The 14,945-nt window shown below is 41.5% G+C and carries 15 protein-coding genes; 12 read left to right on the forward strand and 3 right to left on the reverse strand.

Features of this window, described 5'->3' with window-relative positions:
• The first annotated feature begins 3 nt into the window (after positions 1-3).
• From argH to BGO42_RS08335, 3 genes are all read left to right on the forward strand, one after another.
• Complete coding sequence (gene argH / locus BGO42_RS08325) at positions 4-1,284, forward strand: argininosuccinate lyase (RefSeq protein WP_273245403.1); 1,281 nt, start codon at positions 4-6, stop codon at positions 1,282-1,284.
• A 120-nt stretch (positions 1,285-1,404) separates the two neighbouring features.
• A complete protein-coding gene (locus BGO42_RS08330) occupies positions 1,405-2,400 on the forward strand; it encodes a DUF2157 domain-containing protein (protein ID WP_273245401.1) in 996 nt (331 codons plus the stop codon).
• A complete protein-coding gene (locus BGO42_RS08335; RefSeq protein ID WP_273245400.1) occupies positions 2,384-3,547 on the forward strand; it encodes a hypothetical protein in 1,164 nt (387 codons plus the stop codon). The genes BGO42_RS08330 and BGO42_RS08335 overlap by 17 nt, the downstream gene beginning before the upstream one ends.
• A 51-nt stretch (positions 3,548-3,598) precedes the next feature.
• Here the strand turns inward: BGO42_RS08335 and ytxJ are convergent, their stop codons facing one another.
• Complete coding sequence (gene ytxJ / locus BGO42_RS08340; protein WP_177734934.1) at positions 3,599-3,988, reverse strand: bacillithiol system redox-active protein YtxJ; 390 nt, start codon at positions 3,986-3,988, stop codon at positions 3,599-3,601.
• 157 nt (positions 3,989-4,145) lie between these two features.
• Between ytxJ and clpB the strand changes: the two genes are divergently transcribed.
• The 7 genes from clpB to BGO42_RS08375 all read left to right on the forward strand — a co-directional run bounded on the left by clpB (position 4,146) and on the right by BGO42_RS08375 (position 10,639).
• Entirely contained in the window at positions 4,146-6,758 is a 2,613-nt protein-coding gene (gene clpB, locus BGO42_RS08345) for an ATP-dependent chaperone ClpB (RefSeq protein WP_273245397.1), read from the forward strand.
• Between the two features lie 171 nt (positions 6,759-6,929).
• Positions 6,930-7,607 carry a hypothetical protein gene (locus BGO42_RS08350; protein ID WP_273245395.1) on the forward strand — a complete coding sequence of 226 codons (678 nt, stop codon included), beginning with the start codon at positions 6,930-6,932 and terminating at the stop codon, positions 7,605-7,607.
• A gap of 23 nt (positions 7,608-7,630) precedes the next feature.
• On the forward strand, positions 7,631-8,257 hold the full coding sequence (locus BGO42_RS08355; RefSeq protein WP_273245394.1) for a hypothetical protein: 627 nt from the start codon (positions 7,631-7,633) through the stop codon (positions 8,255-8,257).
• A 45-nt stretch (positions 8,258-8,302) separates the two neighbouring features.
• Positions 8,303-8,683: a VOC family protein gene (locus BGO42_RS08360; RefSeq protein WP_177734942.1), complete on the forward strand. Its 381-nt coding sequence runs from the start codon at positions 8,303-8,305 to the stop codon at positions 8,681-8,683.
• Positions 8,667-9,167, forward strand: a complete 501-nt coding sequence (locus tag BGO42_RS08365) for a GyrI-like domain-containing protein (RefSeq protein WP_273245391.1) — start codon at positions 8,667-8,669, stop codon at positions 9,165-9,167. The genes BGO42_RS08360 and BGO42_RS08365 overlap by 17 nt, the downstream gene beginning before the upstream one ends.
• 23 nt (positions 9,168-9,190) lie before the next feature.
• On the forward strand, positions 9,191-9,766 hold the full coding sequence (locus BGO42_RS08370) for a Crp/Fnr family transcriptional regulator (protein WP_273245389.1): 576 nt from the start codon (positions 9,191-9,193) through the stop codon (positions 9,764-9,766).
• 75 nt (positions 9,767-9,841) lie between these two features.
• Positions 9,842-10,639 carry an alpha/beta hydrolase gene (locus tag BGO42_RS08375; protein ID WP_273245387.1) on the forward strand — a complete coding sequence of 266 codons (798 nt, stop codon included), beginning with the start codon at positions 9,842-9,844 and terminating at the stop codon, positions 10,637-10,639.
• A 122-nt stretch (positions 10,640-10,761) separates the two neighbouring features.
• Here BGO42_RS08375 and BGO42_RS08380 read toward each other — a convergent pair whose 3' ends face one another.
• The gene (locus BGO42_RS08380) at positions 10,762-11,502 is read right to left on the reverse strand and encodes a hypothetical protein (protein ID WP_177734948.1); all 741 of its coding nucleotides are present in this window, start codon (positions 11,500-11,502) and stop codon (positions 10,762-10,764) included.
• 459 nt (positions 11,503-11,961) lie between these two features.
• On the opposite strand from BGO42_RS08380, the gene BGO42_RS08385 reads away from it, so the two are divergent.
• Both BGO42_RS08385 and BGO42_RS08390 read left to right on the forward strand, forming a co-directional pair.
• Positions 11,962-13,155, forward strand: a complete 1,194-nt coding sequence (locus tag BGO42_RS08385) for a thioredoxin family protein (RefSeq protein ID WP_273245384.1) — start codon at positions 11,962-11,964, stop codon at positions 13,153-13,155.
• Positions 13,156-13,248: 93 nt separating this feature from the next.
• Complete coding sequence (locus BGO42_RS08390) at positions 13,249-14,481, forward strand: MFS transporter (RefSeq protein WP_177734953.1); 1,233 nt, start codon at positions 13,249-13,251, stop codon at positions 14,479-14,481.
• Between the two features lie 33 nt (positions 14,482-14,514).
• On the opposite strand, the gene BGO42_RS08395 is transcribed toward BGO42_RS08390, so the two are convergent.
• On the reverse strand, positions 14,515-14,802 hold the full coding sequence (locus BGO42_RS08395) for a hypothetical protein (protein WP_273245382.1): 288 nt from the start codon (positions 14,800-14,802) through the stop codon (positions 14,515-14,517).
• Positions 14,803-14,945: the final 143 nt, after the last annotated feature.

Here is a 14,945-nt window from a genome sequence, read left to right on the forward strand (position 1 = left end):
AACATGAAATTATGGGAAAAAGGCATCCCTACGGATCAGAAAATTGAACAGTTTACCGTAGGCAATGAAAGGGAACTGGATATTATTTTAGCCCGATATGATGTTTTGGGATCCATCGGTCATGCCAAAATGCTTTCAAAAACAGGATTACTGACCGAAACGGAAGCAGCGGACATTATCCAGGCACTGGAAGCAATACTGCTGACCATCGAAAAAGAACAGTTTACCATTGAAGCCGATTTTGAAGATGTACATTCCAAAATAGAGTCCATGCTGATTGCACAACTGGGCGACACCGGAAAAAAGATCCATACGGCGCGTTCCCGAAACGACCAGGTTTTAGTAGCCCTGCATTTATACCTTAAAGACGAGATTATCGCTATAAAAGCATTGGTCAAAGCACTTTTTGATTTGCTGATGGCATTAGCCGATAAAAATCAGCAGGTTTTATTACCCGGTTATACGCATCTGCAAATTGCCATGCCCTCCTCTTTTGGTTTGTGGTTTTCTGCCTATGCCGAAAGTCTGATTGACGATATTACGATGCTGAATGCCGCCTTACAGGTTGTCGACCAGAATCCGTTAGGTTCTGCGGCCGGTTATGGAAGCTCCTTTCCTATCGACCGAACGCATACAACCGAAACCCTGCAATTTGCAACATTAAAATACAATGTCGTTGCCGCGCAGATGAGCCGTGGAAAATCGGAAAAAACGCTGGCTTTTGCGATGAGCAGCGTTGCCGGAACCTTGTCGAAACTGGCAATGGACGTCTGCCTGTATGTGAGTCAGAATTTTGATTTTATGACGCTGCCACAACAGCTCACCACCGGTTCCAGTATTATGCCGCATAAAAAAAATCCGGATATTTTTGAGTTGATCAGGGGAAAAGCGAATAAAATCCAGAGTCTGCCGTATGAACTGACCCTAATAACGAACAATCTGCCCAGTGGTTACCACAGGGAATTCCAGCTGCTGAAAGAGGGTTTGTTTCCGGCTATTCAAAATTTAAAATCCTGTCTGGAAATGACCCGTTATGCCTTGCAGGATATTGAAGTAAAAGAGACAATCCTAAACGATCCGAAATACAACTACCTCTTTACGGTAGATGCCTTAAACGAACTGGTCGTTCAGGGAATCCCGTTTCGGGATGCCTATAAAATAATAGCCGGGCAATTGGAAAACGGAACTTTCAAAGCTCCAGAAAAAACAAAACATACCCATGAAGGCAGTATCAACAATCTTTGTCTGAAAGAGATTCAGACAAAAATGGAGAGCGCTTATTAATTTAGAAAATACGTTATGGCAGCATAACGTATTTTTTTTAAATGAAATCCTTTTATCCGGAAACCAAAAAATCCATACTAAATGTATATATTTGAGTATAAGTTATCTTAAAGTAATAGTATGGCACAATTTGAAGATGAGGCTACCCAAACTCTTTTTAAGAAAAATTTAATTACAGCAAAACAATCCGACCAAATAAAGGAATATCGCCGGTTGGCTATTTTTTCACTTTATTCCGAATTAAAACTAATGCTGTACCTGTCGGTTTTATTATTCACTTCAGGAATCGGAATTTTAATTTATCAGAATATTGACAGTATCGAACACGTTGTTATCTTGTCGCTGCTGCTGCTCATCACAATATGCTGTTTCTACTTTTGCTTTAAAAATTCGAAAGGATTTCAAAAAGAAGAGTCCGGTTTTGAGAACCCTTTATGGCAGTATTTAGTGCTTGCGGCAACCCTTTTAAGCTGCATTTTTGTAGGATACATACAATTTCAATACACCCTTTTCGGAACCCATTACGGTTTAGCAACATTAATCCCTACAATTATCAGTTTCTTTTGCGCCTATTATTTTGACCATAAAGGCGTGTTAACCATTGCGGTAACCGGTTTAGCGGCCTATATTGGTCTTTCGGTTAGTCCTCAGGCATTGCTAAGCAATAATCTTTATTCAACAGCAACATTAAGCTATTCGGCAATTTTACTCGGCGCTTTATTAATTGCCTGGACTGTTTACAGCGCAAAGATTCACTTAAAAGCACATTTCAATTTTATCTTCCTCACGTATGCTTTGCATTTAATCAGTATTGCAACGATCAATAATTTATTTGATAACTGGCTGATGGCAGCGATACTTTTAAGCGTTTCCTCCTATTATTTTTACAAAACAAGCTATCAGATTCCTTCGGTTTCGTTATTTGCTTTTACAATTATATACGCCTATATAGGCCTAAACCTCCTGCTGTTTAAGTTTCTGATTTTTGTCAGAGCCGATAACTTTTATGAAATAATACTACTGGCCTCCCCTTTTTATATAATTGTTTCTATTATTTTATTTATCGGGTTAATTAAAAATTTCAATAAACATAAAGCAAATGATCGCATACGATAAGAATTTATTGAAAAACACTTTTTTGGTTACCGAAGCGAAGGCTTTAGAGAAAGCCCGTTTCATTACTAAAGAACAGTTCCAAAATGCGGTAAAAGCATTACCCGCACTGAAAAGCCAGCACAACATCTTAATCCGTTCAGGATTTTTCATATTGGGTGTTTTCCTGTATTCGTCTGTTAGTGGTGTATTAGCGCTATTCGGATTGGTCAATGTAGATCTCGCTATTGGATTGGTATATCTTTTTGCGGCAATTGGCCTGGTAGGATCTGAATTATTGGCACGACAAAAATATTATGGTTTCGGACTGGACGATGCTTTTATATTGGGAACGCAGTTTGCTCTGGGCATAGCCGTTACTTTTTCTACAGAAGGCAACATCCTGGTTATTACAGGCACGGTCACGATAGCCGCTTTAATGATGTATCTGCGTTATGTACATTTACCCTCCATGGTTGTTTTTTTCCTGGCTTTAACCGCTACACTGGCTTATGCTGTCTTTGATCTTTTGGCATATGGAAAAGCGATACTGCCTTTTGCGATGATGCTTTTTGCAGTTGGAATGTATGTTGCCGGTGTACAGCTTCTAAAAAAACTGACGGAACCTTTTTATCACAACGGAATCCTGCTGATCAGAAATTTCAGTCTGGTCTTATTTTATTTATCAGGGAATTATTTTGTTGTAAGGGAACTTTCAGCAGCAATGGCCGACACCTACTACGATTATAGTCCGGAAATCCCATTATCATGGTTCTTCTGGTGCTTTACCTTTATCATTCCTGTTCTTTATATCGTTTTTGCATTACAAAACAAAAACAGGATGCTGCTTTGGATCGGTTTCCTGGCATTTTGTTTTTCGATTTTCAGCTTCCGGAATTACCATCATGTTTTGCCAACGGAGTTTGCACTGACTCTTGGAGGCTTATTCCTTTTTGCATTTACGTATTTTTCTATCAAAAAGATAAAAAACAATGCTACAGGCTTTACTTTCAAACCGGACCGCTTTGATAATTCCAATGCCTTGTTAAATGTGGAAACACTGATTATCGCTTCTACTTTTGATTTAAAACCAGCAATAAAAGCGGAAGAATCGCCAATGGAATTCGGAGATGGCGGTTTTAGCGGTGGCGGATCGGGCGGAAGTTTTTAAAAAGGATAAGAAATCCGCAAATCAAAAATCCGGGATTTCTTATTTAGCTCCTTATGCTATTTTTTGTTTCAATACCTCAGCATCAATATCGCTGTGGGAAGCATCATATATTGCTTTTCCATTTTTAATCAGTACCAATTGCGGCGACTGGTGTTCCACTCCGAAACGTTGTGCTACCTCATTCGAAAGCGAACGATGTGCTAACAGATCCAGGAAATAAAGCTCCATCGCTGTTGCCGGCACGTCATATTCGTTTTCAAACTGTTTTAATGCCATTCTGCTGATACTGCAACGGGTGCTGTGTTTAAAAATAGCTACTGGCTTTTCAAAAGAAATCTTTTCAATTTCATCCAGAGGCGTTTCCTCTAAATACAGCCAATGTACTTTTGGAAGGGCTTCTTCCTTCTTGTTCTCCCCAAATAGTTTGTCTAAAAAACTCATGTTTTGTCCGATTTTACGCCATTTTGACATTCAAATTCTCCAAACAGGAGTATAAAAACGCCAAATTGTCTTGTTTTGTTGTATTGGAATACAAATTGAAATATACCAACCAAAGTTAGAAAATAACGATCACAAACGACAAACAACATTTAAAAATATGAACTTTAATAATTTAACCATCAAATCGCAGGAAGCCCTGCAACAAGCGCAGCAAATTGCGCAGGGTTCAGGCCATCAGCAAATCGAGAACGAACATATCTTCAAAGGTATTCTTGAAGTTGATGAAAATGTAGCGCCATTCATTTTGAAAAAACTGAATGTGAATGTAAACCTGTTCAAACAAATTCTGGACAGTACGTTACAAAGCTTTCCTAAAGTTAGCGGAAGCGAATTAATGTTTTCCCGTGAAGCCGGAACAACATTGAATGAAGCAACCAGCATTGCTAAAAAAATGAACGATGAATATGTTTCCATCGAACATTTACTGTTGGCAATTTTTAAATCAAAAAGTAAAATAGCGCAAATCCTGAAAGACCAGGGAGTAACCGAAAAAGGTCTGGAAAGTGCTATCAATGAAATCCGTAAAGGCGAACGGGTAACTTCAGCCTCGGCCGAAGAAACCTATAATGCCTTAAACAAATATGCCAAAAATTTAAACCAGCTGGCAAACGACGGGAAACTGGATCCGGTAATCGGGCGTGATGAAGAGATCCGCCGGGTATTACAGATTCTTTCCAGACGTACCAAAAACAATCCGATGCTGGTGGGAGAACCCGGAGTAGGTAAAACGGCTATAGCCGAAGGATTAGCACACCGTATCGTACAGGGCGACGTTCCGGAAAACTTAAAAAACAAAGTAGTCTATTCGTTAGACATGGGTGCTTTAATTGCCGGGGCAAAATATAAAGGTGAATTTGAAGAACGTTTAAAATCCGTTGTAAAAGAAGTAACCTCAGCAGAAGGGGATATTGTACTGTTCATTGACGAAATCCACACACTGGTTGGTGCCGGAGGCGGTGAAGGCGCAATGGACGCTGCCAATATCTTAAAACCGGCGTTGGCACGTGGTGAATTAAGAGCTATTGGTGCGACAACTCTGGACGAATACCAGAAATATTTTGAAAAAGACAAAGCGTTAGAGCGTCGTTTCCAGAAAGTAATGGTAGACGAACCGGATACGGAAAGTGCGATCTCTATTTTGCGTGGTATCAAGGAAAAATATGAAACCCACCACAAAGTGCGTATCAAAGATGATGCAATCATTGCGGCGGTAGAACTGTCACAGCGTTATATCACCAACCGTTTCCTTCCGGATAAAGCGATTGACTTAATGGACGAAGCAGCATCCAAACTGCGTATGGAAATCAACTCCAAACCGGAAGAACTGGATGTACTGGACAGAAAGATCATGCAGCTGGAAATCGAAATTGAAGCGATCAAACGTGAAAATGACGAAAACAAATTAAAAATATTAGGATTGGATTTAGCCAATCTGAAAGAAGAACGCAACGAGATTTTCGCCAAATGGAAATCGGAAAAAGATGTTGTGGATAATATCCAGGCAACAAAACAGGAAATTGAAGACCTTAAAATGCAGGCAGAACGTGCAGAACGTGAGGGTGATTACGGTAAAGTAGCCGAGATCCGTTACGGAAAAAGCAAAGAAGCACAGGAACGTCTGGATGTTTTACAAAAACAATTACAGGAAAATCAATCCGGTCATTCGCTGATTAAAGAAGAGGTTACCCACGATGATATTGCCGAAGTGGTTGCCAAATGGACCGGAGTTCCGGTAACCAAAATGCTGCAAAGCGAGCGTGAGAAATTGCTGAAACTGGAAAACGAACTGCACAACAGAGTTGTCGGACAGGAAGAAGCAATCATTGCGATCAGTGATGCCGTTCGCCGAAGCCGTGCCGGATTACAGGATCCGAGAAAACCGATTGGTTCTTTCCTATTCCTGGGAACAACCGGTGTGGGTAAAACCGAATTGGCAAAAGCGCTGGCAGAATACCTGTTTGACGATGAAAATGCCATGACGCGTATCGATATGAGTGAATACCAGGAACGCCACAGTGTGAGTCGTTTGGTTGGTGCGCCTCCGGGATATGTGGGCTATGATGAAGGCGGTCAATTAACGGAAGCTGTTCGTAGAAAACCGTATTCGGTGGTTCTGCTGGATGAAATTGAAAAAGCCCATCCGGATACTTTCAACATCCTGTTACAGGTATTGGATGAAGGACGCCTAACAGACAACAAAGGACGTTTGGCCGATTTTAAAAACACGATCATCATCATGACTTCCAATATGGGAAGCCATATCATACAGGAAAAATTCGAAAACCTGAAAGGCAGTGTGGAAGCCGCTACGGAAGCTGCAAAAGTGGAAGTTTTAGGCTTGCTGAAACAAACCGTTCGTCCGGAGTTCATTAACCGTATCGACGAGATTGTAATGTTCACGCCTTTAAGCAATGCCGATATCCGTGAAATTGTTGGTCTGCAATTAAAAAGTGTCATCAAAATGCTGGCACAGCAGCACATCACGATGGATGCAACACCGGAAGCCATTGATTATCTGGCGGTAAAAGGTTATGATCCTCACTTTGGGGCACGTCCGGTAAAACGTGTGATCCAGAAAGAGGTCTTAAACGAATTATCCAAAGAAATCCTTGCCGGAAAAGTCGCTACCGACAGTATTATTTTACTGGACAGTTTCGATGGAAAATTAGTATTCCGCAATCAGACCGAATTAAAAGCGGATACGGAATAACCGTTACAAAAAATCTGAAATCAGTTCAGATTAACAATATAAAGTAGTTTTCATAATTACCCGTACAGGGTTGGTTTTTTGGTTGGAAACACCGGTTCAGGATCTGAATCGGTGTTTTTTTTATGGGGCAATCCAAAGTTTTTATAAATTGGTGCTTATTTTCATGTCATTATGCAATTAACGGAACGAGCCCGAAACTACCTCAGCACCCTCAAAAGAGATCCTGCCTGGATTACGGCAGCTGCGGCTGCAGAAAAGTATTTATCCAAATACCGGCTGACGGATTCCGGCCGGCTGCTGCATATCCAGCAGCAGTATTCCGGTTATACTTTTACGGAATATGAAAATCCGGATTATACCGTCCGGCTCCGTTTTTTGTCGGATGTCATTATCGCTAAAAACAAAAAAATATACTATACCACAGTTAATGGCAAAGCCGCTTTCGCTATGGATAACGGAAAAGAAACTCCCGATTACCTGTTAACCGAAGATGGGGCTATCGCCTATTACGATGACGAAGCCTATACCCATTTCTGCCTGTATGAATCCGTTGAAGTCATGATTGAGATCTTAGCTCTGGAAAAAGCATACAGGCATTATGTAACAGCACCCGTAAAAGATTTACAAATAACGGATCTTGAAGCCTTTAAAAACAACATGCACCGGCAGTATTCCTTTCTAAAAGAGTGTTCCGATAGCATTCAGCTTTACTGGCAGACCGATTTCGATATTATCTGCGTTGCCTATAACGCCTATGATGACGCCTATTCCCTGCACATCCGCAGTATTGGCAATTATTATTCGGACCTTATTCTAAAACAGTTTATGGAAGATAATCTTTATATTTGAACAATATAATTTTGATTGATCCGATGATAAAACATCTTCTTATATTAAGCGTATTCGTAAACTCTTTGCTGGTTTATTCTCAAAACAAATCAACCAGTACTCAATTGGTCAACCGGTTTTCCAGTGCCAAATATATCGGTTTTCACGGCGAAAAAGTGCAGGAGTTTAACTACTCCGGCGGTACTATTCTTGCCGGAAAAACGAACTATGACATTGAGATGATCATCCATGGCCACAAACGAAAGTTCTGGTTTCCGTTTACCAAACAGGAAGCCGACAGCCTGAAAGCTAAAGATTCCATCCCGAAAACGGAAGTCATACCGGGGCTGAACGCAACAGTCAGCGACCGCTATTATTCTGAAAAAGTTACCTATACCCTGAAAGATAAAAAGTACACCGTGTACAAACACGTTGATTACAACTGCTACGACTCTTTATGCGGAAGCCGCCACGATCATATAACATTCCGCACCGGAATCACCTATTTCAGCCCGGATTACGGATTGCTCTTTATCAGTCTGAACAACAACATGACGTTGGAAATACTGGTCAGCCTGAACGGCAAAGAAGCGCCAAAAGACCTGATCCTTGCCATTTTAAAAGAGAACAATATCAGTCCGGATATCCTTAAAAAGTATAAAAAAGCATAACTTTTATTTCCTAACTTCGTCATTACAACTTAAACAGCATACCCGATGAATACCATCAGTTATTTCGAAATTCAGGCTTCCGATACGGCAAAAGCCATTCAGTTTTATACCAATGTTTTCCAATGGAACATTATACGCGAAGAATCCGTTCCGTATGAATACTTCCGGATCGAAACCAACGGTACCATTCACGGCGGTCTTTTAAAACGTCCGGTAGCCGTGCCGCCAACAGGATGCGGTACCAATGCCTATACCTGTTCCCTGATAGTTGAAAACTTTGATAAAACAGCGGCTTTGATCCTGGAAAACGGCGGACAGGTGGCCATGCCTAAATTTGCAATACCAGGCAGATGCTGGCAGGGTTATTTTATCGATACCGACAACAATGTATTCGGAATATTTGAAGTGAATGAAAATGCCCGATAGTCCCGATATCTTTCTCCGTATCGAATCCCTGCCCGAAACAAAGCTTATCGGCAAACGGATGCAGATGTCTTTATCCGATAATAAAACGTTCCCGCTATGGAGCAACTTTATGCCCCGGCGAAAGGAAATCCGGAACAACATTAATGCTGATCTTTTTTCGATGCAGGTCTATGACGGTCCTTTCAATTATAACCCGGATACTCTTTTTGAAAAATGGGCAGCCGTAGCAGTAACCGATTTCGATGCGATACCGCACGACATGGAGGCCTTTACCCTGGCCGAAGGCTTGTATGCCGTATTTATTCATAAAGGCGCTGCCAATACCGGCCCGGTAACGTTCCGGTATATTTTTGAAACCTGGTTTCCCACATCCGGATACGTCCTTGACAACCGGCCTCATTTTGAGATTTTAGGAGCGAAATACAAAAACAATGCTCCCGATTCGGAAGAAGAAATCTGGATTCCGGTTAAAGCGGAACAATAGTTATCCGTAAATTTGCTGTTACTATGGAAGAGCTGTTGCAAAAAATGTCGGAATACTATCCCCTGTCGGAAACAACCAAAGCGGCATTACTTTCTTTATTTCAGCATAAGAAAATCAAAAAAAATGATTACCTGCTAAGGATCGGAGAAGTTCCGAAGCATTATTATTTTATCAACCATGGACTGCTCGCCTATTATTTTATTGCCAGTAACGGGGACAGTATTATCAAAAAATTCTTTGCCGAACATTCTTTAGTAGCTTCAACATCGGCAGTTATTCAGGAAACGCCCAGCCAGTTCGCTATTGTTGCGCTCGAAGATTGTGATTATATACAATTTCCGGCGGCAAAATTCAGAGCCTTATTTGATACCCACCACGATCTGGCGATGTTCCAGCTCCGGTATCTGGAAAAAAACTGGGTCGTTGCCAAAGAGAACCTCGAAATCTCGTTAAAATATGACACTGCCAAAGAACGCTACCTGCGCTTCTTAGAGGAATACAAAGCCATTCAAAACCGGATCAAACAACACCATATCGCTTCTTTCCTGGGAATCACCCCCACGCAGCTCAGCCGGATCCGAAAAGAATTAAGTTTATAAACCTCAACATATGTAAAGGCTTTACAATTGAAATCGCAGGAACTTTGCGGTAATACTAATTCAAATTATAAAGTCATGAAACATTTTTTCAGCTTTCTTCTTTTCCTGACAGGAATCACCATCCAGGCCAGTACAACCGAAACCATTAAGGTTTACAGCCCTTCCATGAAAAAGGAAATCAGCGTGATTGTAATATCGCCATCCGTTACCACACAGCTTTCCAACACGATTTACATTCTTCACGGTTACACCGGCAATCCGCAGCGAACTCTTGAAAAAGACATCCCGACACTGGTAAACCGTGCCGATAAGGAACAAACGATCTTTGTTTTGCCCGATGGCAACTACAACAGCTGGTATGTGAATAGTCCGGTAAATCAGGCTTCTCAGTACGAAACATTTATTGGTTCGGAACTGGTAACCTATATCGACAAGCATTATCCAACGCTGAAAAACCGCAGCAACAGAGGGTTACTGGGTTGGAGCATGGGTGGATACGGCACGCTGTTGATCGGCAGTCAGTACAGCCAGACCTTTGGAATTTTAGGAAGCATCTGCGGTGCTCTGGATATTCGAACGTTCGGAAACGATTACCAGGTGGATAAAGTGTTGGGGCCAAAAAGCAAACTTTGGGAGCAATATGTCATCAGCAACCGAATAGCCTATTTTAAGACCAGCAACCAGCAGCTAATTCTGGACTGCGGTACCGAAGACCCCTTAATTACCCAAAACAGGACTTTCCACCAGCTGCTGACGGATCAGGCAATCCCACACGAATATATGGAACGTTTGGGCAAACACGACACCGCCTATTGGTCGGAAGCAGCGGAAATACAGCTTTTGTATTTTAACAGGTTTTTTAATGGAAAGTAGCGGGGAAAGGGGAAAAGATAAAAAGCAAAAGGCAAGGGGGAATTAGTAAAAAAGCAAGGGGCAAGAGGGAAAAGGCAATGGGCAAAGGGTAAGGGGCAATGCAATGGAGCTGTCTGTTGCGGTTATTTCCTTAAAAAGTTAAGTCCTTTCCGGTATTGATCCATGATGTTCTTAAACAGTTCGCCACTGGAAGGTGGTGTTAAAACAATGGCATCGGCTCCCGATTCGATGGCGCTTTCAATACTGTCCATACTTTTTCCGCCGGTTGCCATAACCGGATAACCCGGAACGGCATAAGCGATATGCTCTAAGATTTTACTGGTGTTTTTTCCGCCGGTAATGTGAAAAATATCCACGCCCGCATCCACGCGGTCCTGAAACGAAAAATCGGCTACCGAAACACTGGAAATAATCGGTATGCTGATTTTTTTCCTGATGGCGGCGATATGCTCATTTTTAAAAGGCTGGTTAACAATAATCGCGGCGGCGCCCAATGCTTCCGCCTCTATGGCCATTCCAATTGCTACCTTCCCCTGTGTTAGTCCCCCTCCTACACCACAGATTACCGGTTTGTCGGAGAAGTCAATTAATGCCTTCATAATTTTTGGAGAAGGCGCAAAAGGATAAACTGCCAATACCGCATCGGCATCATTATTTTCAATCAGTGCCATATCCGTAGAAAACAACACCGATTTTATTGTTTTTCCGCCCAGAACGATTCCTTCACAAGCTTTCCCTATGATCTTTGGCGTACTAAGCGGCTTGTTTTCCTCCTTAGTCCGCCTGAAGAAAAGCCTCTGAAAAAAGGTCCTTGCTTTTGTTTCCCCATCCCAAATGGACAGTATATTGAAGTTGGTTTCCATCGTAATGTTGTTTTTTGATTACCGTAAAATTACCGCTTGAATGATCTCAAAAAATAACCTTGAAAGCATCCTGTTCAAATATGTAACATAACGAAGAAAAGATGTAGTAAAGCTGAATTCCTCATTATACCGGTAACAGGAAACTAACTTTAAAAATTCACCTGTCAATATCAGGCAAATCCATCCTGTAAAAACGTCAGGAATTATACTTTTAGTATACACATTAACAAGATGTTATGATAAAAATAATATTATACCGCTGCTGTAAAAAACGGTAACCAGTGTCCTTACCGGCAAACAAAGCACATTGGCAGTTGGATTAAAAAAAACGGAGCTACGGCCGGGTTGTCCTAAAAAACTGTTAATCCATCCGTATCATTCTCCTTATTTCTCAGGATAATGGTAAATTTATACTGCTTTTCAGTAGGCACTACTTTCAACATTCAAAACCGTTATCACATGATCAGAACAATAACTTCGGCTATTCTTTTTTTATGCACGTTATTAACTGCCAGCGCGCAGGGCATCAGCTTTGAGCCTGATCTTAACGGCGCACTCAGTAAAGCCAGAAAAGAAAACAAACTCCTGTTTATAGAATATTACAATTCCAATTGCACCGTATGCAAAACACTCGATCCGGTATTTAAAGAAGCCGCTATGGGTGATTTTTACAACAGCAATTTTGTGAGCTACCGGATGAATACCGAGAGCATGAAAAAGGAAGACAGTTTATACATTGCCAAATCCAAACTGCAGCTGGAAAGTGTTCCTTATTTTCTGTTTTTCGATACGGAAGATAACCTGGTACATTGTTCGGGTGCCAAACCGGATATGGATTACCTGATTAATGGGGTGGGAAAAATAGCCCTGAATCCGGAGGAACGCACCGGAAGTCTTGCCAAAAAATACAATTCCGGCGATAAAAGCGTGCGAACGCTCTACGCCTATTCCAATCTGGCACAGCTCTATAAAGACGACCGCCTGACCAAACGTCTTGCCGAAAATCTTTACGATGCTTTTCCAAAAGACCAGCTGGCGACCCAAAAAAGCTATACCATCATGAAAAATTGTGTCACTTCGATCGATAACGGATTTTTCACCTACTGGGCAAACAATACCGATAAGCTAAAAGGATTTGAAAAAGGTGCCAAAGAAGGCACCGAAATTAAAGTATTGCAGGACATTCTTTTAAAAACGATTAACAGCGACGACAAAAAGAACTGGAATCTCGCTAAAATAAAGTCCGCTAAAGAGCTTATTCTGAAAACAGGACTCAGTACCAATCCGGATGCCTTTTTATGGCAGCAGGAAGCCGCAGTACTGATAAAAGAAGGCCGCGAACCGGAAGCCTTAGCGCTTTTCACAAAAATGACAGAAGGTGAAGAAATTGGCGGGGCGACTTATATCATCAATAATTTTCTGGATATCGTAAAAGACAAGAATAGTTTTGCAGCGATCAAAGCCAAAATAGACAAATTGCGCAGCAGCACTAAAGACAACGACGACAAAGCCGACATACTGTATTCTGAGCTGCTCTACAATCAGAAAACAAACAATACCGGGGAGCTTAAAAAGCTGCTTCCCAAAGCAACGGATTTCTATAAAGAAAATAAACTTGATATGGCACGGTTGAGTGTGTTCCGATCCAATTAACAGTTTGGAAAACAGCCAAAAAATATCCGGCTAAAAAAGAATCACGGATAACAATAATTTATATTTTTGGTAGTAATTAACCGAAAAATATAAATGGACTCTGAAAAAATTAAACATTTACTCTCTTTTCCTGTAATTGTTGCCGCTTTAGGCTACTTTGTAGACATTTATGATTTACTGCTGTTCGGGATTGTCCGGGTGCCCAGTTTAAAAGCCCTCGGACTGGATGTGGACAATGTCGGGACGATGATCCTGAATTTTCAGATGGTAGGCCTGCTGATAGGCGGAATTGTCTGGGGAATGCTGGGTGATAAAAAAGGCAGACTGTCCGTACTTTTTGGTTCCATATTGGTATATTCCCTGGCAAACATTCTCTGCGGTTTCCTGCCGATACTTCCTTTTCAGGATAAAGCGACCACCTATGCCATTTTACGGTTTATAGCCGGATTGGGTTTAGCCGGCGAACTCGGAGCCGGAATCACGCTGGTATCAGAATCGCTTCCAAAGGAGCTTCGGGCTATCGGAACGTCCATTGTTGCCGGATTTGGCTTACTGGGTGCCGTAGTTGCCCAATTAACGGTAGAACTTGCCGGTGACTGGACGTATGCCTATTTTATCGGCGGTTCCTTAGGCCTGTTCCTGTTATTCCTTCGCGTGGGCGTTATGGAATCCGGTATTTATAAAGATATTGAACACGAAGCCGACATACAAAAAGGCAATTTCCTTTCTTTTTTCACCAATAAAGAACGCTTTATACGATATGTAAAGTGTATTGCGATCGGGCTGCCCACCTGGTTTTGTGTAGGCATACTGGCCGTAATGGGTAATCAGTTTGCCCCGTCTTTCGGCATTGGGGAAATAGTACCCGGAAAAGCCATTATGTGGGCCTATGTGGGAATATCGGCCGGCGATTTTGCCAGCGGTATCATTTCGCAATTGCTTCGTTCCCGGAAGAAAGCTATTTTTTATATGATGCTGTTTACCATAATCGGCGTACTGCTGATGCTTTTTGGCGGAACAAAATCGGAGAATATGTATTACTTTTATTGTGCCTGGCTTGGACTGGGAACCGGCTACTGGGCGATGTTTGTCACGGTCGGTGCCGAACAGTTCGGAACGAACATCAGGAGTACCGCGGCCACCACGATACCCAATATGGTTCGCGGCCTGCTTCCTGTAATGTTGCTGGCATTCGACCATCTGAAGGTCGGTAACGGGGTAATTGCCGCCGCCGCTATAGTTGGCCTGGTTGTGTTCACACTGGCCATTTATGCAACCCTTACAATAGCCGAAACACACAATAAAGATCTGGACTATACCGAATAAAAAAAAGCTACTGATCAGTAGCTTTTTTTTATATTATTTCTTATTTATTTCTTCTTTTACATCAGAAGTCATTTTGTCTGCCTTCTTATCGGCTTTTTTCTTCATGTCCTTTGCTTCCGATTTCATGTCTGCCTTCATATCTTTCGCATCCGACTTCATATCCTTAGCTGCTTTATCCATTTTCTTATCAGCTTTTTTCATATCCTGCTTCATTTCCTTTTTCGCTTCATTCACTTTCTTTTCGGCTTTTTTCTCAGTTTCCTGAGCCGATACCGCCATTGAAAATAACAAAGCCAGACCTAAATAAACTACTTTTTTCATAATGTTGTTGTTTTGTGATTTGCAGCATAAAATTAAAAAGTTTATACTTCAAAAAATGTTAATAACAAATTAAATTAACACTATTAAAAAACAAACTATTTTTAATTAACACATATAAAAAAAGCCGCCTTTTCAGGCAGCTT

The sequence above is a fragment of the Flavobacterium sp. 40-81 genome, assembly GCF_001898245.1.
Lineage (GTDB): Bacteria > Bacteroidota > Bacteroidia > Flavobacteriales > Flavobacteriaceae > Flavobacterium > Flavobacterium inviolabile.